Here is a 24,039-nt window from a genome sequence, read left to right on the forward strand (position 1 = left end):
TTCAAGCGTGGGCGCGGCGCTGCGCCCAGTGCGCGAGTCCACCGCATGCGACCAGCAGCGCGCCGGTCGCGAAGAACACGGCGTGCAGGCCGAAGTGAACGCCGATCACGCCGCCGATCACCGGGCCCACCACCTGGCCGCTGAATTGCGCCGATTGCAGATAGCCGAGCATGCGGCCCGTTTTGCTTTCGTCTACCGATTGCCGCGCGAGCTTGCCGATGGAAGGCAGGAGCCCCGCGAGCGTCATGCCCATCACCACACGCAGGCCCGCGAGCTGCCACCAGTGCGTGACGAACGCTTGCGGCACCATGGCGAGCCCGGTGAGCACGAGGCACGCGACGATCACGCGCCAGCTGCCGAAGCGGTCGGCGAGCGCGCCAAGGCGCGCCGCCGTGAGCATGCTGCCAAGCGCCGAGCATGCCATGACCACGCCCGCCACGCGCGCGAGATGCGCCGCGCCCACGCCCAGACTGCCGATAAAAACCGTGATGACGGGTTCGATCGACATGTTGGCGAGCAGCACCATCATCGCGGTCACGAGCAGCGCGGCTACGACCGCGTAGTCGGGGCGGCGCGCGCTACTGCCTGAACCCGCTGCGGCATGGCGCGCGTGTGGCTTCGCGTCGCTTTCTGGATGAAACTCTTCCTTCACCACGAAGATGGTCAGGAGCGCCGCCACGGCGATCATCGCGCCGCCTGCGAAAAAGGTGCCGCGAATGCCGATCCAGCCAGGCAGCACGCCGCCCACCAGCGGCCCGACGAGATTGCCCGCCAGCGCGCCCGTGGAAAGGATGCCGAGGGCCCAGCCCGCGCGCTCGCGCGGCGCCTGGGTGCCGACCATCACGGTGGAAGCCGACGCATAGCCCCCCACGAGACCGGCGATCAGACGCAGCGCGACGAGCTCGTACACATTGTGCGCCACGCCGATCAACGACATCACCACGGCCATGCCGATCGCCGCGCGCACGAGCATGGGCTTGCGGCCATAGCGGTCGGCGAGACGCCCCCAGATCGGCGCCGTAAGCGCCGTGCCGAGGAAGGTCGCGCCGAATGCCACGCCCGACCACTGGATCACGGCGGACTGCGAGCTCACGCCGAGCTGCCGCACGTAGAGCGGCAGGAACGGCAGCAGCATGCTCAGGCTCACGAGCGTCGTGAACGAGCCGACTACGCACACCACGAGATTGCGCTGCCAGTACTGCGCATTGCGCTCCACATAGCCCCGTCGCGCAGGCGTGCCCTGCCGCTGCGCAGCGGCCGGGGAAGATACGGTGGTATTCACCTGGCCCTCACTTGGCGCGCAACGCGGAGCAGAGATCGACAAAGAGCGCGAGCACGAGCGCCACAGCGCCGATGGCAAACAACACGAGGTAGTTGCCGCCGCTCGACGAGAACACGAACGACAGCCCGTAGGCGGCGACCGCCTGCATCACGGCAAAGCTCGTCGTGGCGCGGCTCCACGCGCTTTTCACGGCGGACGGATGATGCGCGAGCAGCTCGTTCACGCGGCCGAGCACCAGCGGCACGATGGCGGGTGTAAATGCGCCCACCAGCACGGCTGAGACCATGAGCCCCTGCGCGCCGAACATGCCGAACGCCGGAATGGCGACCGCGACGGCCTGCAGCAGATACGCCGCGCGCAATGCCGGCGCGAAGCCCGAGCGGTCGGCGAGATGTCCCGCCGCGAGCGGGCCGACGATCGCGCCGATGCCGTACAGCACCCAGAATTCGGCGCCAGCATCGACGCCGCGACCGAGACCGCGCGCCACGTAATCGACGAGGAAGATCATGTGCGGCACGAGCCCCACGGCGTTCAGCCCGTATTCGACGTAGAGCGCGCGCAGCTTCGCGCGGGGGTAGGCCTTGGCGTGTTCGAAGCGTGAAGGCGTATGAGCGGGCGCGCTCGCGCCGTGCTCGGGCCAGCCGTTCCACGCCACTGCCGTGAGCAGCGCCGAGACGACGGCGAGCCCGAGCCACGTGGCGCTCAGGCCCTGGCGCAGCAGGATCGGCACGATCGTGCCCGAGGCCGCAATGCCGAGCCCGATGCCCGTGAAGATGACGCCGCTCGCAAAGCCGCGCCGCGCCGCCGGGACATGCGCAAGGATCGTGGGCGCGGCGAGCACCATGAGCGCACCGCCCGACAAGCCCGAGGCGAAGCGCCAGACGAAGAACCAGAGAAACGAAACGGGCACCGCGCAGGCGACGAAGGCGAGCGTCGCGAGCAGCATCATCGCGCGCAGCACGGCGGCGGGCCTCGCGGCGCGAGCCATTGCGCCCGCGAGCAGCGCACCGGCCAGATAGCCGCCCAGGTTCGCTGCGCCGAGGTAGGCGGCGGTCGAGGCGGGGAACCAGTGTGCGCCGATGATGGCGGGCAACAGCGGCGTGTAGGCGAAACGTGCAAGGCCAATGCCGATGAGGCTAGCGCTGGCCCCGGCGAGCGTGCCGCGCCACACGTTGTAGGCGGCAGGCGTGGAAGGATTCGAAACGGCTTGATGCATGACGACTCCCGGCAAACGAGGCAATGAAGCACCCGCTGAAGATGGGAGTCAGTCTAGGTTAGATCGAATGGCGGGAGAATCGTCGCGATACGGAAGTCATTCTTCCGCGCCGCGAACGAATGCGCGTATGGCGGCCGCGTCGAATATCGCTCAATCGGCGTCGGTAATGCGCCGGGCCTGCGCGAAGTACTCGCGCAGCCGGGGCGCGGCGAAATCGACGAAACTGCGCACCTTGGGCACCGAAAGGCGCCCGTGCGGCGTGACGAGATTCGCGGGCAGCGGCGCATGCTCGCTGTCGCGCAGCACGATCTCGAGCCTGCCCGCCTCGACCTCCTCGGCCACGTGGTACGAAAAGAGCCGCGTGAGCCCATGCCCCGCCACGGCCGAAGCCCGCGCCGCGCGTATCGTGTTCACGATGAAGCGCGGCGAGAACTGCACGACCTGGGGCAGCGCCGTCTGGCGCGCGGCCGGGAAGCTCCACGAGTCGAGCCCGAAATGCGTCATCGAAATGATCGGGTGGCTCGCGAGATCGGCGGGCGCCTCGATGGCCGCATGCGTGGCGAGATAGCCGGGCGAAGCGACCACCACGCGCCGCACCTCGCCCACCGGAATGGCGACGAGCGTGGAGTCCTGCAAATGCGCAATGCGCAACGCCACGTCGATGCCCTCGTCGATCAGGCTTGCGGGCCTGTCGAGCAAGTGCAGGCGGATCGACACCTCGGGGTGGCGGTCGATGAACTCGTCGATCATCGGGCGCAGCACCTCTTCGCCCACCGCCACCGCCGCCGTGACGCCGAGCAGCCCGCGCGGCGCGGAGCGCTCGTCGGCGGCGAGCAAGTCCGCCTCCTCGAGGTCGGCCAGAATGCGCCGGCATGCGAGCGCATAGCGCTCGCCCGCCTCGCTCAGCCGAATCGTGCGCGTGGTGCGGTACAAGAGCGGCGTGCCGGTGTGCTCCTCCAGGAACGCAATGGCCCGGCTCACCGCCGCGGGCGAGCGGCCCAGGCGGCGGCCCGCGCCCGCGAGACTTCCCTCGTCGAGCGTGGCGACGAAAACCTTCATGGCGTCGATTCGGTCCATTGCGTATTTCTGGTTGGGTGGCCGCTTTGCGTTGTGACCTTGTATCACGAACGCGCATTCCGGTTGGCACGTCGTGCAGGCGCATTCAATCGAAAAGGCAATGGCGATTCGACCGGAGCGACCGGCTCTCGCTGAATAAAACCATTCAAAAAACGGCATTGTCTGGTCATCGCGCGACAGCAAAACCGGATGTCGCTTCCAGCGCGTCACCATGTCGCCTTTGTTCTAGGAGCGCCATTTATGGTCGCATTTACTGTGCAAACCAATACCGTGCGACTTCAGCGTTAAACCGCTCGCCTCAAGTGGCTCTGCCATTCATGGTGATACGCACACCTTATTCAACGCATAAGGGACGGCCAGAGCATGAAAGCGTATCAGCCAGACGTGGACCCAAAAACGCTTCGCAAGGTGATCATCGCCGCCGCGGTAGGCAATTTCGTCGAATGGTTCGACTTTGCCGTTTACGGATTTCTGGCAACCCTGCTGACTCGCCAATTCTTTCCGAACGGCGACCCCGCGATCGCGTTGATGAAAACCTTCGCGGTTTTCGCCGTCGCTTTTGCATTCAGACCGCTCGGCGGCATTTTCTTCGGCGTGGTGGGCGACAGGGTAGGCCGCAAGAAAACGCTCGCACTGACCATCCTGATCATGGCAGGTGCAACTACGGTTATCGGCTTGCTGCCGACCTACGCATCGGTCGGCATGCTCGCACCGTTGCTGCTCGCGATCGTGCGATGCGTGCAAGGCTTTTCCGCCGGCGGCGAGTACGCCGGCGCCTGCGCGTATCTGATGGAACATGCGCCGAAGCACCAGCGCGCGCGCTACGGAAGCTTTCTTCCCGTCTCCACGTTCCTGTCGTTCGCGAGCGCCGCCGTGGTGGCATCCGGACTGGACGCCATGCTGTCGGCAGAGGCAATGAGCAGCTGGGGCTGGCGAGTCCCGTTCATCGCGGCGGCGCCTATCGGCCTCGTCGGCCTGTATCTGCGCACGCGCCTTGGCGAAACGCCGTCGTTTGCCGCAGTCGAACACGATCACGACCTGGCCCACGCCCCGCTGCGTGAAACGCTCAAGACCCAGGCAAGCGCGATTGTGCGCCTTGGGGCCTTTGTCTCCGTCACCGCGCTCTCGTTCTATACCTTTACGACCTACTTCGCCACGTATCTGCAGGTTGTCGGTCATCTGAGCCGGGCCAGCGCGTTGTTGATCACGGTAATCGCACTGGTCTTCGCCGCGGCACTCTGCCCGCTTGCCGGCCTCTACTCGGACGCCGTGGGAAGACGCAAAACCGTTTTCACGGTATGCGCCATCCTGATCGCCGCGGTCTACCCTTCCTTCGTGCTCGGTGGGTCAGGCGACTTTCGCTCCGCACTGCTTGGCGCGGCCATGCTTGCGGTCGGCGCGGTCTTGTCAGGCGTGGTCACGGCGGCCCTGCTTTCCGAAGTCTTTCCGACCCGAACGCGTTACACCGCTTCAGCCATCACGTACAACCTCGCCTATACGATCTTTGGCGGAACGGCGCCGCTCGTTGCCACCTGGCTGATCGAGACGACGGGCAACAACATCTCGCCCGCTTTCTACCTGATCGCCGTCTCGCTGCTGGCGCTGGTTGGCGGCATGTCCTTGCCGGAAACGTCCCGGAAATCGCTCGACGATCACCTGCATGAAGAGGTGACTGAAGGCGTACGCGACTGGCAAGCTCCCACCGCTCAGTAGGCTGCGCGCAGCGCCTCCGTGGCGAGGGCGAGGCGCGACGCAATGACCTTCACCAGAAAGCGATGAAACTGCTGGGCGGCTGCGGGGTCGTCCCGCTCGAGCGCAACGAGCGCAGCCAGCGACAGCCTGCGCACCCGCGTCGGCACCTCAGCGAACACATCCGCGCTGCGCGGCCGCTGCGTATACACGGCCATTTCCCCGATGACCGTGCCCGGCAGGCAAGCGCGCAGGCGCACCGAGCGCCCGTTGCCGAGCGGCAGCGAAACGGCGACGCGCCCGCGCTCGATGATGTACAGCGCGTCGCCGGGATCTCCACGAAGAAACAGCGCCTGGCCCGCTTGCAGATCGTGCACTTCGAGCCGGGTGGAGAGCGTGCTCAGCGCGCTGGCCGTGAAATGCAGCGCGAGCAACGCGTTCAGGTCGTCCCCGCGCTTCGGCGCGAACGCGCTTGTCGCGAGCAACTGGTCTTCCACCCATTCCAGGCCCGCATCGAGCGTGTCGAATTCACGAATGCGCAGATTGAGCGTGCCGGTTTTGGTCAGCAGATCGCGCGAGCGCGGCGGCAGCGCGGTCAGGATCAAGTCCGCGTTCATGGCCGCGCAGAGCTGCCGCAGCTTGACGAAGCTGATCGAAACCGACGCGTCAATGCCTTGTGTCGACGCGAAATCGAGCACGACGAAATGAACCGGCACCGCGTCGCGCGCGGCTAGCCGCTCCCGTATGCGCTGGAGGATCGAATTGGCCGTGCCGAAAAAGAGAAACCCTTGCAGGCACATTCCGCACACCTGCGCGCCGAGTGCGCGCAATGCTTCGGTCTCCTCGATGTTGCGCTCGACATTCGATCTGCGGGTGCGAAGGTCGAACGCCATGCGTATGCAACTCACGCGGCCGTAGAGCAGCGTGAACATGATGCACGCGGCGATCAGGCCCGCGCCTACGCCGACAATCACGCCCCAGGCCGCGATCGTGCCGAGAATGACCGGCACGAGCAGGTACTCGTACCAGGTGAGCTTCGTCCATGCGCCGACAACCCACTGCACGATGAGGCGCAGCCCCATGAACAGCTGGAGGCCGACGAGCACCGGCACGGGAAAGAGCGCGACAAAACCGGGCGACGACGCCAGCACGACGAGACACGCGAGCGATGCGAACACGCCCGCCATCCGGCTCGTCGCGCCAACGCGCGCATTGAGCATCGAGCGATTGAACGATTGATAACCCACCATGCCGCCCAACAGTCCGCTCGCGAGATTGGCGAGGCCCGCAGCCTTCATTTCGCGGTTCAGATCGACTTCCTCGCCCGTTGCCGCGCCGATCGCCGTCGAATTCATCAGGATCGTGACGGCCGAAACCGACGTGACCACGAGGCTTTCGGGGAGGTGAGAGGCGATCGCCGTCCAGTCGACGCCACCCTGCGCGAGCTGCGCCCGCAAGTGCAGCTCCGGTATGCCCGTGAGGCGCAGCGCCACGCGCGGCAGCAGCAACCCCATGTCGCGCGCTTGATCGATCGACAGGCCCGCAGCATGTAGCAGAACGTAGAAAAGGACGATCCCGAAGGCGAGCGTGAGCGGCAGCGCCGCAACGTGTTTCCAGCTGCGCATGAGGACAGTGGCCAGCACGCCTACGATGAGCGCGGGCAGCCAGGCGAGCCAGTGAAGATGGGTCAATAGCGCGAGCGTGTGCCATTGCAGCGACTCGCCCGTCATGACGCGAAATGCACCGGCGAGCAGCAGATAACCCGTGCCCGCGAGAAAACCGCCGAGGACCGGGTAAGGCAGGAACTGCAGCGAGCGGCTGCGCTTCGAGGAGCCGATCGCGTAAAGCACGACGCCGGTCACGAGCGAACACAGCGCGATGGCGATCAGCACGGTGAGGAGGAGTGTCTGCGGGGAGCCGCCGTCCGCGCGCACGCTGCTCGCCACGCCTGCCGCCACCCCCGCGAGAAACGCAGCCGCATTGCTGTCGGGGCCGCCAATGTTCAGACGCATCGAGCTTGTCAAGGCAATCACGAGCGCCGTGACGACACAGCTGACGAGCGCGGTGGGCACGCCGAGCATCGCGTAGCGGGCAAGATCGGCGCTGAAGATCATCGTGCCGAGGCTCATTGCGTAGCACAGCATGACGAGCGCCGATACCGCGCCGGCCGCCAGATCGCCGGGCAGCGCCGCCATACGCGAGCGCGGCGGGGCGGCGGCGACGGTAGCGGTCTTGCCCGGCTTCACGTGAATGCTCAGTGGAATGCGCGAGGCGCGATTGGGGAGCGATGGGGTGCGATCCAGTATCCGTCCGCAATCGAAAGCCTGTCAAACGCCGGAAGCAGGCCATACGCGGCGCGTGGCGCGCGCCTACACTGAATATTCATCGGCACGAGTGCCCACAGGCTCGCGGCGGTTCGCATCGGGCGAGCGGCATGGGATCCAGACGGCGAACATGGATACTGAGCAATGGCTGCGCGCCCTCGGACTTGAGCAGTACGCACCCGCGTTCGCGGCAAACGATATCGATCTGTCGCTGCTCGCGCAGCTGACCGACGCGGACCTGAGGGAGCTCGGGGTGCAGTCGCTCGGCCATCGCAAACGCATCCTCGCTGCCGCCGCGCAGGGTTTGGCGCCGGCGTCCGGGCCGCAGGCGCAGACGCCGAACACACCCACCGCACCCGACGCTGGGGACATCCCCACGGACGAGCGCCGGCAGGTCACGATCCTCTTTGCCGATCTCTGCGGCTTCACCGCGCTCTCGCGCACGCTCGATCCGGAGGAACTGCGCGCGCTGATCGGCCGCTTCACGGCGCTCGTCGACGGTATCGTGCTCGCCTACGGCGGCACGACCGACAGGCACATCGGCGACGCGGTCATGGCGCTGTTCGGCGCGCCCCGCGCGCACGAGACGGACACGCTGCGCGCGGCGCGTGCGGCGCTCGACATCCATGAGGCGCTGACCCACCTAAGCGCGCAGGCGGCGCGCACGCTGCAGGCACATATCGGCATCGCGAGCGGCGAAGTCGTCGCGGGCGCGCTCGGCTGCGTCGACGCGCGGGACTACACCGTGACCGGCAATCCGGTGAACCTGGCCGCGCGGCTGCAGGTGGCGGCGGCGCCCGGGGAGACCTGGCTTTCCGATGACGTGGCGCGCGCGCTCGGCGACACCGCCGTGTGCGACGCGCTCGGCGAGCAGCGCTTCAAAGGCATCGACACGCCGCTGCGCGCATGGCGGCTGCGCGCGATTTCGAACGACCCGGCGAGCGAGTCGGCCAAGGCGGGGCAGAGCCTTTTCGTCGGACGTCAGGCCGAGCTCGAGCAGTTTCACGGTATCGTCCACGCGTGCATGGCGAGGCGGGCCGGCCACATCGTCCATGTGCGCGGCGAAGCGGGCATCGGCAAGACGCGTCTTGTCGACGAGATGCGCCGCTACGCGCAGTCGCAGGGCTTCGAGATCCACCGGGGCCTCGTGCTCGATTTCGGCGTGGGCAAAGGGCAGGACCCCGTGCACACGATCGTCGCCAGCCTGCTCGGCCTGCCGGCCGGCGCTTCGGGCGACGCGCGCCAGGCCGCCGCCGATCGTCTCGCCGCTGAAGGCGTCGTCAAGGCCGAACAGCGCGCATTTGTCCACGACCTCCTCGACCTGCCGCTCGCGCACGAGTGGCGCGCCCTTTACGACGCAATGGACCACGGCGCGCGCAAGCGCGGCAAGCAGGCGCTCGCGGCGAGACTGACCGACGACGCCTGCCGGCGCGCGGCAACGCTAATCGTCGTAGAAGACCTGCATTGGGCCGACCCCGAAGTGCTCGACTATCTCTCGGCCTTCGCCTCGGGCATCGCGAACGGTCCGGGCCTGCTCGTGACGACTTCGCGCGTGGAAGGCGATCCGATCGATGCGACGTGGCGCGCGCGCTGCCGCGACACGCCGTTCGCGACGATCGATCTCGGGCCGCTGCGCAAGGATGAGGCGCTGAGCCTCGCGGGCAACTTCATCGACGCGACGCAGCGCGTGGCGCTCGCGTGCATCGAGCGCGCGGGCGGCAACCCGCTGTTCCTCGAGCAGCTGTTGCGCAACGTCGAGGAAGGCAGCGACAGTGCCGTGCCCGCCTCGATCCGCAGCCTCGTGCTCGCGCGCATGGACCGGCTCGCGCGGCACGACCGCCTCGCCTTCCAGGCGGCCGCCGTGATCGGCCAGCGCTTCGACCTCGCCTTGTTGCGGCGGCTCATCGACGACCCCGGCTATGTCTGCGACGGTCTGCTCGCCAATGCGCTCGTGTTGCCGGAGGGCGAGGAGTTCCTGTTCGCCCATGCACTGATCCAGGAAAGCGCCTATTCGACGCTGCTGCGCGCGCGCAGGCGCGAGCTGCACCGCTGCGCGGCCGACTGGTTTGCACACGGCGACCCCACGCTGCACGCCCAGCATCTCGACCGCGCCGAGGACGAACGCGCGCCGCAGGCCTACCTCGCCGCCGCGCTCGCACAGCGCGCGGCGCACCTGCTCGAAGCCGCACTGCGCCTCGCCGAGCGCGGCCTCGAGATCGCGCAGACAGAGGCGGACCGCCACGCCCTGGCCTGTTGCAAGGGCGAGCTGCAGCGCGACCTGGGCGACATTGCGGGATCGATCGCGACCTGGCGCGCAGCGCTCGCGGCCGCCCCGGACGACGCCAGTCTGTGCCGCTGCCAGCTCGGGCTCGCGGAAGGCTTGCGCGTGAGCGAAGGGCTCGACGAAGCGCTAGACCTGCTCGACGCCGCGCAGCGGATCGCGGAACGCGACGACCGGGTGGCCGAACTCGCGAGCCTTCACTATTTGCGCGGCAACATCTACTTTCCGCTCGGAAAGATCGATGCCTGCAGCACCGAGCACGAACGCGGACTTGTTTATGCGCGTCGCCTCGGCCTGCCGGAGGCAGAGGCCCGCGCGCTGGGCGGCCTCGCCGATGCCGCGTACGCGCAAGGGCGCATGCGCACGGCGTTCCGCCATTTCAGCGATTGCGTGGCGCTGAGCCGCGAGCACGGATGCGGCCGCATTGAAGTCGCCAACCGGTCGATGCAGGGCTTCAGCCGCATATATCTGAACGACCCGCGGCAGGCGCGCGAAGACGCTGTCGCCGCCGTGGGCGCCGCCGAGCTGGTCGGGCAGCCGCGCGCGCAATTGCTGGGCGAAACGCTCGGCGTATTCTCCAGTTACGAGCTAGGCGATATGCAGGCCATGCAGGTCCATCTGGACCTGGAGCGGCGCGTGATCCGGCAATTGGGCGCGCGCCGGTTCGAGGCGCAGAACGTGGAAATGCAGGGGCGCGTCTGGCTCGCCGATGGGCGCCGCAGCGAAGCGCTCGAAGCGCTGCGTGAGGCGATTGCGATCTCGCGCGAGGTGGGCACGCAGTTCAGCGCACCGAAGGCCCTGAGCGCGCTCGCCGGCGCAGTCGACGAGCATGACGAACGGCTGCGGCTCCTCGCAGAAGGTGAGGACCTACTACGCCGCGGCGCGGTTGGCCACAACCACCTCTGGTTCTATCGCGACGCGATCGAAGCGATGCTCGCGGCCCGCGATCCGGACGGCGTGCTGCGCTATGTGAGCGCGCTGGAGAACTACACGCGACGTGAACCGTTGCCCTGGGCTGACCTGTTCGCGGCGCGTGGACGCGCGCTCGCGAGCGCCCTGCATGAGCGCGCTGACGAAGCCGCGCGGTGCGAGCTTGGACGCGTGCGAAGCGTGCTGTTGCAGGCTGGCTTCCAGCAATACCAGGCCGCGGTCGATGCAGCGCTGGCCGCTTGAATCGGGCGGACCACCGCCATGCGGTGCGTTTGGCCCGATAGCGAATTGCGCGCAAGCGTTAAAATCGCGCATTCCACTTTTGCGGCAATAGAACACCCATGAAGTGCCTCACCCTCTCGTGCGCCCTCGCTGCCATCGCTCTGGCCGCCGTTCCCGCCCTTGCCCAAACGTCGTCGGGCGCTTCGAATTCGAAGCGCGATTGCGCGATCGGCTATGTCACGGGCGTTGCAGGCTCGGCGCAAAGCGTGCGCGACTATCTGGCCACGCCCGACCGCGACCGCATTCGCTACCTCAAGGAAAACGAGATCCAATGCAAGATCGCCGACGACGACAGCCACGCGTCCGGCTGCACGGGCGTCACGTTATTGAAGAACGAGAAGGTGAGCGTGTACGACGATAGCGACCCGGCTACCACCGCTGTCGTCGTGCGCGTGGAACTCGACCGCGGCACCTACCCCGTGATCATCGTCGCGCCCAAGAGCGAGGTGAAGTGCGACGAGTGAGCGGCAGGTAGTTGGCGCGTCGCAGTTAGCCGGGTTGCTCGCACGCCGCGATTTCCGCATCCGTCACGCCCGCCATGCGCGCGGCATCGACGATCTGCGCCCAGCTCGTCGCATCCACGGGAATGCCGTGCGCCTCGCGCGCACGCCGTGTCGCGTCCTCGCGCTCGCCGGGCAGCAGGATCTCATCGACACCCGCCGCGCGCCGCGTGGCCTTTAGCCATTCGACGAATGCGAGCGCTTCGTCCTCGCGCGAGGGCGCGTCGAACGCCGCCGGATCGACGATCACCGACATCATGCAATTGACGATCGCGTGCGTGGAGACGATGGTTTGCTCGCGCGTCGTGAAGCCGCCCGAGAGCGCACCGGCCAGAATCTCGCACATCGCGGCAAGCCCCGAACCCTTGTGCCCCGCCACCGCGCCGCCGAACGCGCGCAGCGCGCCATGCTGGGTATCGCTAAAGAGCGCGCCGGGGTCGCGCGTGGGGCGGCCGTCGCTGTCGATCAACGCGTCGGCTGGCACATCCACGCCCTTGTTGTAGGCCACGCGCACTTTGCCCGCGGCAATCGCGCTCGTGGCGAAGTCGAGCACCAGCGGCGAGCGGCCCTCGAGCGGAAACGCCGCACAAAACGGATTGGTGCCGAAGCGCCGGTCGATGCCGCCGAACGGCGCGACAAGCGGATCGCCCGCGACGTTGACGAAGTGGAACGACACGAGCCCGGAGCGCGCGCATTGCTCCGCCCAGTGCCCGATACGTCCGATGTGATGGGCATTGCGCAGACCGAGCGCGCACACGCCGAGCGACTTCGCACGCTCGATGCCGTGCTCCATCGCTTCGAACGCCGTGACTTGCCCGAAGCCGCGCCCTGCTTCGATTGTGAGCACCGCGCCCGCGTCGCGCGCGACTTGCGCGTGCGCGTTGAGTTTCAGTTCGCCTTCGCGGCACGCCAGCATATAGCGCGGGATCATGCCCACGCCGTGCGAGTCGTGCCCCGCGAGATTCGCTTCGACGAGATGGTCGGCAACGAGCGTCGCCTCGCGCGCCTCGCTGCCGGCCGCGCGCCAGATGGCGACGACGAAAGCATGCAGCGCGCGAGCATCGACAACGACTTCTGAACCTTTCGCAGCAGTGGAATTCGACATGTACGTGACCCTGTGTATGGCAGCGGAACAAGAGGCGGCGCTCAGGCGCGCGGCGCGTAGGCCGACTCGTCGACACCCTTGGCCTCGGGTGCCTGCAGCGGCTCGACACGCCCGACAATCACAAGATAGCTCACTGCGCCGAGCACGCAAAACCCACCGGCGACAACGAGCGGAATCGTGAAAGAGCCGCGCGTGAGCTGCAACATCACGCCTGTAAACGTCGTAAGCGCGATGCCCGCGAGATTCGACGCGAAGTTCTGGATGCCCGCCAGCGAGGCGACGTGCCGCGGCGTGGGCGCGATGTCGGCAGGCAGCGACCAGATGCTGGCTGCGGCGGCCGCGAGGCTCCCATAAGCAATCGCGAAGAGCGCGAGCATTAGATAGACATCCTGAACAACGCCGGTGAGCGTGATCACGGACGAAAGCAGCATGCCGCCGACGATGCAGGTCTTGCGCGCGGCCGTCAGGCTCCAGCCGCGCTTGACCAGCGTGTCGGAAAGCCAGCCGCCCAGCCAGCCGCCGGGGATCGAGGCAATGGCGGGCAAGGTGCCGAGCGTGCCAAGCGACTTGAGCGAGAAGCCGCGCGCTTGCACGAGATAGCTCGGAAACCACGTAATGAAGAAGTAGATGACGAAGTTCAGGCAGAAGAAGCCCAGCATCATGCCCCACACGGTGCGATAGCGGAACAACCCGCTCCAGCGGATCGAGGCGGCGGCCGGCACGGGGGCGCGCGGCTGATCGAGTGCGGCGCGCGCCTCAGGCTCCCGATACATCACGAGCCAGCCCACGATCCACACGAAACCGAGCGCGCCGGTAATCACAAATGAAGCCTTCCAGCCCCACGCGGCCATGATCGCGGCAACGAGCGGCAGCGACAGCGCGGAGCCCACGCGCGAGCCGCTATCGAAAATGCTCGTGGCGAGCGCGCGTTCTTCGCGCGAAAACCACTGGCTAACGAGCTTCGCGCACGACGGGTACGCGCCGGCCTCACCCGCGCCGAGCATGAGCCGGCAGCCGAACATGGCAGCGAAGCCGCCCGCGACCGCGGTGGCCGCGGTAAACACCGACCACCAGCCCACGGCGAACGGCAACGCGATGCGCGCGCCGGCCCGGTCGACGAACCAGCCGTAGGGCAGCTGCATTACCGCGTAAGTCCAGAAGAAGCCGCTTAGCAGCAGCCCCATGGCGGCAGGACCAATACCGAGGTCCTTCATGATGTGGGGTGCTGCGACCGCGAGATTGGCGCGGTCGATGTAGTTCACTGCAATCGCCAGGAAACAGAAGAAAATGACCAGCCAGCGCGACTTTTCCTTCATGAAAAGCACTCCTTCTGAATGCGGCGTCGTGACCCCATCGAGTTGCGGCGCCTGTCCGAATCGCTCCCGCGCTACATGACCGCCCCCAGATGCCAGGGCACGAATTCATTCTGGCCATAGCCATGCAGCTCGCTCTTCGTGCGCTGCCCGGAGGCCGTCGCGAGCATCAGCTCGAAGATCGCGGCGCCCGCCTCGTCCACGCTTTGCTCGCCGTCCAGAATGCGGCCGCAGTTCAGGTCGATGTCCTCTTCCTGGCGCCGCCACAGCGCGCTGTTCGTGCCGAGCTTGAGCGAGGGCGAAGGCGCGCAGCCGTAAGCGGAGCCTCGGCCCGTCGTGAAGCAGATCAGATTGGCGCCGCCCGCCACCTGGCCCGTGGCGGACACAGGGTCGTAGCCGGGCGTGTCCATGAACACGAGCCCCCGCGCATGCACGGGCTGCGCATACTCGTAGGCTTCGACGAGCCGTGTCGTGCCGCCTTTCGCCACCGCGCCGAGGGACTTTTCGAGAATCGTCGTGAGGCCGCCCGCCTTGTTGCCGGCAGAAGGATTGTTGTTCATGTTCGCTTCCATGCGCGCGCAATAGGCTTCCCACCAGCGGATGCGCGCCACGAGCTTTTCGCCCACTTCGCGCGACGCCGCACGCCGTGTGAGCAAATGTTCGGCGCCGTAGATCTCGGGCGTTTCGGAGAGAATGGCCGTGCCGCCGTGCATGACCAGTCTGTCTACGGCTGCGCCGAGCGCCGGATTCGCGGAAATGCCGGAGTAGCCGTCCGAGCCGCCGCACTGCAGGCCAACCATCAGATGACGCGCCTCCACCGGCTCGCGCTTCACGCGATTCGCATCGGGCAGCAGCGCGCGCACCTGGTCGATACCCGCTGCAACCGTGCGCGCAGTGCCGCCCGTTTGCTGGATCGTCATGGTCGAGAGGCGCGCGCCGCGCTCCAGTTGCTCGGCTTCCACGAGACCGTCGATCTGGTTCGTCTCGCAGCCAAGACCAACGATCAGCACTGCATAGAAGTTCGCGTGACGCGCATAGCCCGCGAGCGTACGGCGCAGCACCGTAATGGGCTCGCCCTCCGCCGCGAGCGCACACCCTTCGCCGTGCGTGAGCGCCACCACGCCATCCACGTTAGGGAACGCTTCGAGCGCTTCGGGGTGGATATCGCGGCGGAAGTGGTCGGCTATCGCGCGCGCAACCGTGGCCGAACAGTTCACCGACGTCAGGATGCCTATGTAATTGCGCGTGGCGACGCGGCCATCCGCGCGCCGGATGCCGAGGAACGTCGCAGGCTGCGCAGCGGCGGGCGTGTCGTGCGCGTCCACGCCGAATGCGTAGTCGCGCTCGAAATCGCCCATCGAGAGATTCTGGGTATGCACGTGTTCGCCACGGCGGATCGGCCGGCTCGCGAAGCCGATGATCTGCCCATAGCGGCGCACCGGTTCGCCTTGCTCGATATCGCGCAGCGCGACCTTGTGGCCCGGCGGAATCATGCCCGCGACCGTGTGGTCGCCATAGAGTACCGAGCCTGGCATCAACTGCCCGCGCGCGATGGCAACGTCGTCGCGCCGGTCGAGAAGAATGAGCGCGGCCGAAAGCTGAGCGGGGTCGAGAAGTGTCATAGCCGGTCTCCCTGGGAAGCGCCGCGCACGCCTACGTAAAGCGAGTACAGCGAGGTGTTGGCCGCGATGAAAAGACGATTGCGGTTCGGGCCGCCGAACACGAGATTCGCGACCGTTTCCGGCACGAGGATCTTGCCGAGCAGCGTGGCATCGGGCGCATAGCAGTGGATGCCGTCCCCCGCGCTCGTCCAGACATTGCCGTGCTCGTCCACGCGCATGCCGTCGGGCACGCCGGGCGCGACTTCCGCGAACACCCGGCCGTTGTGCAACCTGCCTTGCGCGTCCACGTCGAATACGCGGATGTGATGCGGGCCGTTCTCGATATGCGACGCGCCCGAGTCGGCCACATAAAGCCGCGATTCATCCGGCGAGAATGCGAGGCCGTTGGGCTTCGTGAAGTCGTCGGCCATGCGCTGCACCACGCCCGTGTCGGGCGTCACGCGATACACGTGGCAGCCGCCGATCTCGCTCGGCGCGCGAAAGCCCTCGTAGTCGCCGAGAATGCCGTAGTCGGGGTCCGTGAACCAGATCGAGCCGTCCGACTGCACGATCACGTCGTTGGGCGAATTCAGCCGGTGGCCTTCAAAGCGATCGGCGATCACGGTGATGCGCCCGTCGTGCTCCGTGCGCGTGACACGGCGCGTACCGTGCTCGCACGTCACGAGCCGGCATTCCCGGTCGAGCGTATTGCCGTTGCTGAAATTCGAGTTCGCGCGAAACACGCCGGTGCCGATGCCGGGCACCCAGCGCATCATGCGGTTGTTGGGGATGTCGCTCCAGACAAGAAAGTCGCCGGCGGGAAACCACACCGGCCCTTCCGCCCACATGCAGCCGCCCGCGAGCTTCTCGAACTGCGCGTTGGGCTGCAGCAGCATGCGAAAGCGCGCATCGTGGATTTCGTATTCGTGGGGATTCATCGTTCCGGCCTCGTACCGTCAGGGTCAGGTCACGGCGACGCGCGTGACCCGTCGCTCACTGCCGCGCCGGTTTATTAAATACTAGTTGAATAGGCCTGTGAAGATTTTCTTCAAGCGCCTGGAATGTGGTTTACCCGCGTTTGCTCATCGGCCCGCGCGGCGACAACCGTGCAGCGCGCGGGCGGCCGCCAGCCGTTTTGCACCGCCTCGCCTTCGAGCGCGTAGATGAACTCGGGACCGGTATGGCGGTGCCTCGGAAATGTTGCGCCTGCAGCGAACCGCACCCGTTGCATGGCGCGGCCCTCTGTTGTGTGCCCGGTAGTCGTTATCGCGCCTTTTCGTCGGCAGCGGCGAGCATGGCGTCGCCAATGGGCGACTCGCCGCTCGATATGAGCGCTTCGCCCGCGCCGCGAATATCGCGCTCTTCCTTGTTCTGGCTGAGCTTGCTCTTGCCGACGAGACGCGTGATCTCGATCTCCACGCCAACGATCAGCTTCACGAGCGTGTCCGTATAGTCCTTGGGCGCGTCGGCCATCTTCCAGGGCTTGGGCTGCGTGGCTTCGTGCGTGCGCGTCAAGCGGCCAACCACGCCGCGCACGTAGCGCTCGTCGTCGAGAATCCTGATGCGCCCATGCGCGTGAACGACCACGTAATTCCAGGTCGGCACCTGCTTGTGTGCTTCGTGCTTGCTCGGATACCAGTTCGGCGAGATATACGCGTCGCCCGCGCGGAAGATCACGAGCACTTCGTCGCCGTTGGCCACGTCCTGCCAAACCGGATTGGCCCGCGCGACGTGCGCGCGCAAGATGCCCAGCTCGCCTTCGCCCGCCGCGAGTTCGAAGGGAATGTGATTGGCGTCGAGCCCGCTTGCTCCGTGCGTGACCAACGTGCCGAACGGATGTTGGGCAATGCAATCGTGCAGGGCGTCCTTGCGGTTTTCGGCGAAATGGGCTGGTACGTACATGCGGGTGTCCCTGCTTGTAAGGTGAATGGTAGCGTGGCCGACGCTGCCACACAGCCAAGTCTGCCCCAAAAGTGGTTTATTCTATAGATCCAGTTTATTTAAATTCCAGTGAACCAGAATCATGCCGAGAACAGCGCAGGCCGCGGAAATGCCATCGTTCGGCACGCTGGACCGTGAGGCGGGCAATCTCAGCCGCCAGGTGGCCGAGGCGCTGCGCGAAGCGGTGCGCAAAGGGGACTTGAGGCCCGCCGACGCGTTGCCTTCCACGCGCTCGCTCGCCGCTTCGCTCCAGATCGCGCGCGGCACGGTGGTCGAGGCGTACGAGCAATTGATCGCCGAAGGCTTCCTGGAATCGAAAGCGGGAGCCGGCACGCGCGTGGCGCTCGCGCTGGCCGAGCCGCCGCCCGCGCGCGAGCCCCGCGCAGCTTCGCGCCATGCGGAAGAAGCCGGGCTGCCGGAACGCGCCGAAGCGTTCGCCAGAATCGGACGTGAGTTCAAGCCGCTTCCTCCGGTGCCGTTTGCCATTTCGGTGCCAACGGGCCTTACCGCGCCAGGCGATATCTGGCGCCGGCTCGGCAACCGCTTGCGCGCGCGCGGTCCGGCCTCGCCAACCGGTTATGCCGATCCGCTTGGCGCGCGGGCGCTGCGCGAAGCCATCGCCGACTATGTGCGCAAGTCCCGCTCGGTGCGCTGCGATGCGGATCAGGTCATCGTCACGAACGGCACCCAGCAGGGCCTCTTTCTCGCCAGCCAGGTGCTGCTCGGGCCGCGTGACCAGGCATGGGTCGAGAACCCGGCCTACCGTGGCGTCACCGCCATACTCGAGAGCCTGCCCTACCGCGACGCCATGGTCCGCGTGCCCGTGGATGCCGAAGGTCTCGACGTCGAGGCGGGCATACGCATGGCGCCGAAAGCGCGCGTGGCATTCGTCACGCCCTCGCATCAATATCCGCTCGGCATGCCGCTGAGCATGGCGCGGCGCGCGGCGTTGCTCGCGTGGGCGCGCTCGACCCGTGCGTGGATCGTCGAGGACGACTACGACAGCGAGTTGCGCTACGAGGGCTATCCGTTTCCGGCACTGCAGGGGCTCGCGCCGGATCGCGTGGTGTATCTCGGCACCTTCAGCAAGATCCTCTTTCCATCACTGCGGCTGGGCTATGTCGTCGTGCCGCCCAATCTCGTCGATGCGTTCTGCGGCGCGCGCGTGCTCGTAGACCGCCATCCGCCCACTGCCGATCAACACGTTCTGGCCGCCTTCATGACCGAGGGGCACCTGGAGCGGCACGTGCGCAAGGTTCGCAACGTCTATGCGGAGCAGCGGCTCAGCCTGATCGAGACCCTCGAAGCGCTATTGCCCCGGAATCTGGCGTGGATCGAGCCCGGCGATCAGGGCATGCATCTCGTGCTCTGGCTTGCAGCGGGACTCGACGATCACCGCGTAGTCCGGCTCGCCGCCGATGCGGGCGTCGCGGTGCGCGCGGCGTCGCCCATGTTCGCAGCGGGCACGGCGCGCCCGGGGCTGATCCTCGGCTTTGGCGGCTTTAGCACCGCTCAAATGAAAGCGGCTGCGCATCGTCTTGCCGCCGTGATCGCCTCAGTGGCGAGATAAGGCGAGATCAAGTATTTCGGGCTACTGGATATCGCTGCGACTTGCTGAGTTCGATGGCGAGAAAGTCGACAAACGCCCGAATCCGCGTAGAAAGCTGATGCCGCTGCGCATACACGGCGTAGATGTCCGCGCCCGGCGTTTCATATTCGGGCAGCACGACCACGAGCCGCCCGTCCGCGAGATATTCGTTGATATCCCATTCCGCGCGCATCAGAATGCCGTGCCCGTCCAGCGCCCACTTCACCGCAATCTCGCCGTCGTTGGTCGTGAGGTTGCCATTGATCCGGATGGCTTCCGATTTGCGCGTATTGCCGCGCTCGTTCGAAAGCCGCCACACGCCATACGCTTCGTCGCCCTGGCGAATGCTGATGCAGTTGTGCTTCGCGAGGTCGTGCGGCGTGGCGGGCGTGCCCCGGTTCGCGAGATAGGCGGGCGAAGCGCAGAGCAAACGCCGGTTCGCCGCGAGACGCCGGGCGATCACGCGCGTATCCGGCGGCTCGCCAAAGCGGATGCAGACATCGTACGAATCCTCCGTGAGCGGCGGCGGCATGACCGAAAGCTGAAGCTGCACGGAAACCTGCGGATACTGCGCGACGAAACGCGAAAGCGCCGGCCCGATGTGGCTGCGCCCAAAGCCGAGCGTGGCGTTCACGCGCAGCAAGCCCTTGGGGTGCTTCTTCGAGCCACCCAGCAGTTCACCCAGTTCGTCGATCTCGTCGAGAATGCGCCGCGCATGCTCCAGGTACACCTCGCCTTCGGGCGTGAGCATCATGCGGCGCGTCGTGCGGTTCACGAGCGGCACGCCGGCGCGCTCTTCCATTTGCGCGAGCCGCTTGCTCACGGCAGCGGGCGTGAGGCCCAATTCTCGTGCGGCGGCGCTCAGGCTGCCCGAGGAAGCGAGCGTGGAGAAAAAGCCGAGATCGGCGGGCAGAACGGTGTCGGTCACGGTCACCACTTGTGAATTCAGGTTAATGATGCTTTGAGTCTAGCACCGGTTTTTGAACCAGGAGTTGGGTAAAGTGCACCCACACTGGCCACATTCCAAAGGAACGAGACATGAAGACCTATCGCATCGCAACCATTCCCGGCGACGGCATTGGCAAGGAAGTCGTGCCCGCAGGCAAGGAGGTGCTGGAAGCGCTTGCGAAAACCACGCAGCGCTTCGCGTTCGAGTTCGAGAACTTCGACTGGGGCGCCGACTATTACCGCCAGCACGGCGTGATGATGCCCGCCGATGGCCTCGACGCCATTCGCAACAAGGACGCCATTCTGTTCGGCTCCGCGGGCGACCCCGACGTACCCGATCACATCACACTGTGGGGCCTGCGCCTGAAGATCTGCCAGGGCTTCGACCAGTATGCCAACGTGCGCCCCACGCGCATCCTGCCCGGCATCGACGCGCCTTTGAAGCGCTGCAAGCCCGAGGACCTCAACTGGGTGATCGTGCGCGAAAACTCCGAAGGCGAATACTCGGGCGTGGGCGGCCGCGTGCACCAGGGCCATCCGCTCGAAGCCGCAACCGATGTCTCGATCCTCACGCGCGCCGGCGTCGAACGCATCCTGCGCTTTGCGTTCCGGCTCGCGCAGTCGCGCCCTCGCAAGCTGCTCACGGTCATCACCAAGAGCAACGCGCAGCGCCACGCCATGGTCATGTGGGACGAGATTGCGCAGCAAGTCTCGAAGGAATTCCCGGACGTGAAGTGGGACAAGGAGCTGGTGGACGCCGCCACGGCGCGCATGGTCAACCGTCCCGCCTCGCTCGACACGATCGTCGCGACCAACCTGCATGCCGACATTCTCAGCGACCTCGCCGCCGCGCTCGCGGGCAGCCTGGGCATTGCGCCTACGGGCAACATCGATCCCGAGCGCCGCTACCCGTCGATGTTCGAGCCAATCCACGGCTCCGCCTTCGACATCATGGGCAAGGGGCTCGCCAATCCGATCGGCACGTTCTGGTCGGTCGTGATGCTGCTCGAACACCTCGGCGAAACCGAAGCCGCCGCTCATGTGATGCAGGCCATCGAGACCGTGACGGCCAACCCCGCGCTGCACACGGGCGATCTTGGCGGCAAGGCGACCACCGCGCAGGTCACGGCCGCGGTGTGCGAACTCGTCGAGAAGGCAGCCGTCGCTGCCTGAATGCAGGCCTGAGCGCTACCGCGCCGTCAAATCAAGCAGACACGGGGGCGTAACACAAAAAATACCCGCACGCCTCCGTCAACCCTCCAAGGAGGAGACACATGAATTCGGATACCGAAGCAATTGTCACGCGCAAACTCATGTGGCGCATCATCCCGTTCGTCATGCTGCTCTACTTCGTGAGCTTTCTCGACCGGGTCAACGTGGGCTTCGCGGCAATGACGATGAATAAGGCGATTGGCCTTTCGCCTACGGCCTTCGGTCTCGGCGGCGGGCTCTTCTTCATCGGCTACTTTCTGTTCGAAGTGCCTTCGAACCTGATCTTGCACCGCGTGGGCGCGCGCATCTGGATCGCGCGCGTCATGGTCACATGGGGCATCGTCTCGGCGGCCTCCGCATTCGTGACCGGGCCCACAAGCTTCTATGTACTGCGCTTTTTGCTGGGCGTGGCGGAAGCGGGCTTCTTCCCCGGCATCATTCTCTATCTCAGCCTCTGGTTTCCGGGCAAGCAACGCGCGGCAGCCGCGGCATGGTTCATGGCAGCCGCGCCGATCTCGACTGCGCTCGGCTCGCCCATTTCAGGCGCGCTCATGCAATTGCCGCGCACGTTCGGGCTCGCCAACTGGCAACTGCTCTATGTGATCGAAGCAATTCCCGCCGTGCTGCTGGGTTTCGTGGTCCTGAAGGTTCTCACCGATGCGCCTGCCAAAGCGCGCTGGCTGAAGCCGCAAGAACGCGACTGGCTCATGGCGAAGCTCGTCGAGGAAGCGCGCGAGAGAGAGAACCACACCGGCCACACGGCAGGCGCGCTGAGCGCCCTGCGCGACCCGCGCGTGCTGGCGCTCGCGCTGATCTACTTCGGCACCTCGGCGGGCCTTTACACGCTGGGGCTGTGGGCGCCGCTCATCATCCGGCAATATGGTTTCAGTTCGCTCGAGACCGGACTGCTCAATGCCATTCCGAGCATCGTGGCGGTCGTCGCGATGATTCTGTGGGCGCGGCACTCCGACCGCACGGCGGAGCGCACCTGGCACGTCGTCGTCCCTTGCGTGCTCGCTTGCGTGGGCTTCATCTTCGCGGGGCAAGCCAGCACCGCGCTGATGATCGTGCTGGCGCTCGTGGTGGTCAATATCGGCATCAGCGCCGCGAAGGCGCCGCTCTGGGCCATGCCCAGCATGTTTCTCTCTGGCGCTGGAGCAGCGGCGGGGATCGCCATGATCAATTCGATCGGCAATCTCGGCGGCTTCGTGGGGCCCGCCGTGATTGGCTGGCTGAAAACTCAGACGGGGGGTTATGCCGCGGGCTTGTATGTCGTTGGCGCGACGCTCGCGCTTTCCGCGGTGGTCACGTTGATGCTGAGCCGCAAAGCAAGCCAGCCGGTCATGGCGCAGGTGAGGCACGATCACTGAAGGGGCCGCGCGGAGCTTGTGGCAATACAGGCGCATGCTGCCATGCTCCGCGCGAGCGCGATAAGCCGATAACAGGGTTGGCATTAGCGGCGGCGCGCGCTATCTCCGCCGACCCGCTGCGGCAGATTCTGTATCGGCGACGCGGGGCGTGGCCATGCGCACCGCAACCACACAAGCCGCCATCGATATCAACGAGACGATCAGCACGGCCCACTCCACCGGTACGTAGCTGCCGCGTATCGCCCAGATCGCTGCGCCCGCGATAGGCGCAATGCCTTTGGCGATGTTCGCAGGCATCGAGAGCAGGCCGCTCACCGCGCCGTAGCCTTCGGTTCCCAGCAGCGTCTGCACGAGCATCCCGCGCAGGATCGTCATCATGCCGTTGGCGCCGCCGTAGACGATGGCGAACAGCATCAACCACGCAGCCGACTTCCCCGCACCCATCAGGATCACGACGGAGCACGGGAACGCAGTCGTCACCACAACGGCGACACGCCCCGGTGGCGCGCGCCTGCCGACGGCGAACCACAGGACCCGCGCCAGCACCTGTGCCGGCCCGATCGCCGCCATGGTGACAATGGTCGTTGCGCCCGCAACGTCACGCTCGTGCATCAACGGGATCAGATGAAAGGTGAGCGCGACGAAGGTGGAGTAATACGCCGTGAAGCAAACGGCCAGCGCCCAGAATACGGGCGAGCGCAAGGCGTTGCGCGCCGAGGCGCGGCTCACTTCGCGGGCGCGTTCCTGCGTCGCGGTGTCCGCATCCGGCTCGCCGCGATGAATCACGAATGCGTGCACCGGCAAGCAGACGAGCAGATTAACGAGCGCAAGCGCGAGCAGCGCGCCCCGCCAGCCGAACGAGACGATCAAGCCTTGCGTGAGCGGAATGAACACCGTGCTCGCGAAACCCGCCACAAGCGTGATGAGCGTGATTCTCCTTGCATAGCTGCGCGGGAAGTCGCGCGTCACGACCGCAAACACCGGGTCGTAGAGCGTCGCCGCAATGGCTACGCCCAAGCCGCACCACACGGCAAAGAGCGCCGGCAGACTGCGCGCCTGCGCCCACAGCACGAGCATCGACGATGCGAGCAGCGTGCCGCCCGCCATGACGCGCCGGCCATAGCCGCGGTCGATCAACGTGCCGACCGGGTAGGCCGCGAACCCCGAGACCAGCAAACCTGTTGAGAGCGCGGCGTTCGTCGCCGTGCGGCTCCAGCCCATCGCGCCTTCCATGGGCACGACGAAAAGCGGGAACGCGTAGTAGATCGTCCCCCACGAAACGAGTTGCGCCACCGCGAGCGCCCATGTCTGCGCTGCGGCATGCGGTCGGTCCAGTCCGTGCGGTCTCGCGTGGGTCGGTGTCGGCATGGATGTGAGTGC

Annotated in this window: 17 protein-coding genes; 6 read left to right on the forward strand and 11 right to left on the reverse strand. The window is 66.5% G+C overall.

Annotation, left to right across the window (positions count from 1 at the left end):
* Position 1: 1 nt before the first annotated feature.
* The 3 genes from U5A58_RS03405 to U5A58_RS03415 form a co-directional block, all read right to left on the reverse strand.
* Positions 2 to 1,282 carry an MFS transporter gene (locus tag U5A58_RS03405; RefSeq protein WP_321960287.1) on the reverse strand — a complete coding sequence of 427 codons (1,281 nt, stop codon included), beginning with the start codon at positions 1,280 to 1,282 and terminating at the stop codon, positions 2 to 4.
* Positions 1,283 to 1,289: 7 nt separating this feature from the next.
* Entirely contained in the window at positions 1,290 to 2,498 is a 1,209-nt protein-coding gene (locus U5A58_RS03410) for a YbfB/YjiJ family MFS transporter (RefSeq protein ID WP_321960288.1), read from the reverse strand.
* Positions 2,499 to 2,648: 150 nt separating this feature from the next.
* On the reverse strand, positions 2,649 to 3,575 hold the full coding sequence (locus U5A58_RS03415) for a LysR family transcriptional regulator (RefSeq protein WP_321908000.1): 927 nt from the start codon (positions 3,573 to 3,575) through the stop codon (positions 2,649 to 2,651).
* A 363-nt stretch (positions 3,576 to 3,938) separates the two neighbouring features.
* Here U5A58_RS03415 and U5A58_RS03420 point away from each other — a divergent pair, with 363 nt between their 5' ends.
* Positions 3,939 to 5,288 carry an MFS transporter gene (locus U5A58_RS03420; protein WP_321960289.1) on the forward strand — a complete coding sequence of 450 codons (1,350 nt, stop codon included), beginning with the start codon at positions 3,939 to 3,941 and terminating at the stop codon, positions 5,286 to 5,288.
* On the opposite strand, the gene U5A58_RS03425 is transcribed toward U5A58_RS03420, so the two are convergent.
* On the reverse strand, positions 5,282 to 7,510 hold the full coding sequence (locus U5A58_RS03425) for a SulP family inorganic anion transporter (protein ID WP_321960290.1): 2,229 nt from the start codon (positions 7,508 to 7,510) through the stop codon (positions 5,282 to 5,284). The two genes, U5A58_RS03420 and U5A58_RS03425, sit on opposite strands and share 7 nt — an antisense overlap.
* Before the next feature lie 208 nt (positions 7,511 to 7,718).
* Between U5A58_RS03425 and U5A58_RS03430 the strand changes: the two genes are divergently transcribed.
* Positions 7,719 to 11,042, forward strand: a complete 3,324-nt coding sequence (locus tag U5A58_RS03430; RefSeq protein ID WP_321960291.1) for an adenylate/guanylate cyclase domain-containing protein — start codon at positions 7,719 to 7,721, stop codon at positions 11,040 to 11,042.
* A 98-nt stretch (positions 11,043 to 11,140) separates the two neighbouring features.
* Positions 11,141 to 11,545: a hypothetical protein gene (locus U5A58_RS03435; RefSeq protein ID WP_321960292.1), complete on the forward strand. Its 405-nt coding sequence runs from the start codon at positions 11,141 to 11,143 to the stop codon at positions 11,543 to 11,545.
* 25 nt (positions 11,546 to 11,570) lie between these two features.
* Here U5A58_RS03435 and U5A58_RS03440 read toward each other — a convergent pair whose 3' ends face one another.
* The 5 genes from U5A58_RS03440 to U5A58_RS03460 all read right to left on the reverse strand — a co-directional run bounded on the left by U5A58_RS03440 (position 11,571) and on the right by U5A58_RS03460 (position 17,502).
* The gene (locus tag U5A58_RS03440) at positions 11,571 to 12,686 is read right to left on the reverse strand and encodes a malate/lactate/ureidoglycolate dehydrogenase (protein ID WP_321960293.1); all 1,116 of its coding nucleotides are present in this window, start codon (positions 12,684 to 12,686) and stop codon (positions 11,571 to 11,573) included.
* 41 nt (positions 12,687 to 12,727) lie between these two features.
* On the reverse strand, positions 12,728 to 14,002 hold the full coding sequence (locus tag U5A58_RS03445) for an MFS transporter (protein WP_321960294.1): 1,275 nt from the start codon (positions 14,000 to 14,002) through the stop codon (positions 12,728 to 12,730).
* Positions 14,003 to 14,073: 71 nt separating this feature from the next.
* A complete protein-coding gene (locus U5A58_RS03450; RefSeq protein ID WP_321960295.1) occupies positions 14,074 to 15,621 on the reverse strand; it encodes an altronate dehydratase family protein in 1,548 nt (515 codons plus the stop codon).
* The gene (locus U5A58_RS03455) at positions 15,618 to 16,538 is read right to left on the reverse strand and encodes an SMP-30/gluconolactonase/LRE family protein (RefSeq protein WP_321960296.1); all 921 of its coding nucleotides are present in this window, start codon (positions 16,536 to 16,538) and stop codon (positions 15,618 to 15,620) included. The genes U5A58_RS03450 and U5A58_RS03455 overlap by 4 nt, the downstream gene beginning before the upstream one ends.
* Before the next feature lie 325 nt (positions 16,539 to 16,863).
* On the reverse strand, positions 16,864 to 17,502 hold the full coding sequence (locus U5A58_RS03460; protein ID WP_321960297.1) for an FMN-binding negative transcriptional regulator: 639 nt from the start codon (positions 17,500 to 17,502) through the stop codon (positions 16,864 to 16,866).
* Positions 17,503 to 17,623: 121 nt separating this feature from the next.
* Between U5A58_RS03460 and U5A58_RS03465 the strand changes: the two genes are divergently transcribed.
* Positions 17,624 to 19,111 carry a PLP-dependent aminotransferase family protein gene (locus U5A58_RS03465; RefSeq protein ID WP_321960298.1) on the forward strand — a complete coding sequence of 496 codons (1,488 nt, stop codon included), beginning with the start codon at positions 17,624 to 17,626 and terminating at the stop codon, positions 19,109 to 19,111.
* A gap of 7 nt (positions 19,112 to 19,118) precedes the next feature.
* Here U5A58_RS03465 and U5A58_RS03470 read toward each other — a convergent pair whose 3' ends face one another.
* Positions 19,119 to 20,057: a LysR family transcriptional regulator gene (locus U5A58_RS03470; RefSeq protein WP_321945543.1), complete on the reverse strand. Its 939-nt coding sequence runs from the start codon at positions 20,055 to 20,057 to the stop codon at positions 19,119 to 19,121.
* A gap of 110 nt (positions 20,058 to 20,167) precedes the next feature.
* Here U5A58_RS03470 and U5A58_RS03475 point away from each other — a divergent pair, with 110 nt between their 5' ends.
* Together U5A58_RS03475 and U5A58_RS03480 are read left to right on the forward strand one after the other, a co-directional pair.
* On the forward strand, positions 20,168 to 21,250 hold the full coding sequence (locus U5A58_RS03475) for a tartrate dehydrogenase (protein ID WP_321908022.1): 1,083 nt from the start codon (positions 20,168 to 20,170) through the stop codon (positions 21,248 to 21,250).
* Positions 21,251 to 21,351: 101 nt separating this feature from the next.
* Entirely contained in the window at positions 21,352 to 22,659 is a 1,308-nt protein-coding gene (locus tag U5A58_RS03480; protein ID WP_321960299.1) for an MFS transporter, read from the forward strand.
* Between the two features lie 99 nt (positions 22,660 to 22,758).
* Here the strand turns inward: U5A58_RS03480 and U5A58_RS03485 are convergent, their stop codons facing one another.
* Positions 22,759 to 24,027: an MFS transporter gene (locus U5A58_RS03485; RefSeq protein WP_321960300.1), complete on the reverse strand. Its 1,269-nt coding sequence runs from the start codon at positions 24,025 to 24,027 to the stop codon at positions 22,759 to 22,761.
* Positions 24,028 to 24,039 lie beyond the last annotated feature (12 nt).

The organism is Paraburkholderia sp. J7, assembly GCF_905220155.1.
In the GTDB taxonomy this organism is placed as follows: Bacteria; Pseudomonadota; Gammaproteobacteria; order Burkholderiales; family Burkholderiaceae; genus Paraburkholderia.

What these genes read in the sequence shown, in the direction of transcription:
- U5A58_RS03410 (WP_321960288.1), bottom strand. Translation starts at nt 2,498, where the DNA reads ATGCATCAAGCCGTTTCGAATCCTTCCACGCCTGCCGCCTACAACGTG.
- U5A58_RS03415 (WP_321908000.1), bottom strand. Translation starts at nt 3,575, where the DNA reads ATGGACCGAATCGACGCCATGAAGGTTTTCGTCGCCACGCTCGACGAG.
- U5A58_RS03420 (WP_321960289.1), top strand. Translation starts at nt 3,939, where the DNA reads ATGAAAGCGTATCAGCCAGACGTGGACCCAAAAACGCTTCGCAAGGTG.
- U5A58_RS03430 (WP_321960291.1), top strand. Translation starts at nt 7,719, where the DNA reads ATGGATACTGAGCAATGGCTGCGCGCCCTCGGACTTGAGCAGTACGCA.
- U5A58_RS03435 (WP_321960292.1), top strand. Translation starts at nt 11,141, where the DNA reads ATGAAGTGCCTCACCCTCTCGTGCGCCCTCGCTGCCATCGCTCTGGCC.
- U5A58_RS03440 (WP_321960293.1), bottom strand. Translation starts at nt 12,686, where the DNA reads ATGTCGAATTCCACTGCTGCGAAAGGTTCAGAAGTCGTTGTCGATGCT.
- U5A58_RS03445 (WP_321960294.1), bottom strand. Translation starts at nt 14,002, where the DNA reads ATGAAGGAAAAGTCGCGCTGGCTGGTCATTTTCTTCTGTTTCCTGGCG.
- U5A58_RS03450 (WP_321960295.1), bottom strand. Translation starts at nt 15,621, where the DNA reads ATGACACTTCTCGACCCCGCTCAGCTTTCGGCCGCGCTCATTCTTCTC.
- U5A58_RS03455 (WP_321960296.1), bottom strand. Translation starts at nt 16,538, where the DNA reads ATGAATCCCCACGAATACGAAATCCACGATGCGCGCTTTCGCATGCTG.
- U5A58_RS03460 (WP_321960297.1), bottom strand. Translation starts at nt 17,502, where the DNA reads ATGTACGTACCAGCCCATTTCGCCGAAAACCGCAAGGACGCCCTGCAC.
- U5A58_RS03465 (WP_321960298.1), top strand. Translation starts at nt 17,624, where the DNA reads ATGCCGAGAACAGCGCAGGCCGCGGAAATGCCATCGTTCGGCACGCTG.
- U5A58_RS03475 (WP_321908022.1), top strand. Translation starts at nt 20,168, where the DNA reads ATGAAGACCTATCGCATCGCAACCATTCCCGGCGACGGCATTGGCAAG.
- U5A58_RS03480 (WP_321960299.1), top strand. Translation starts at nt 21,352, where the DNA reads ATGAATTCGGATACCGAAGCAATTGTCACGCGCAAACTCATGTGGCGC.
- U5A58_RS03485 (WP_321960300.1), bottom strand. Translation starts at nt 24,027, where the DNA reads ATGCCGACACCGACCCACGCGAGACCGCACGGACTGGACCGACCGCAT.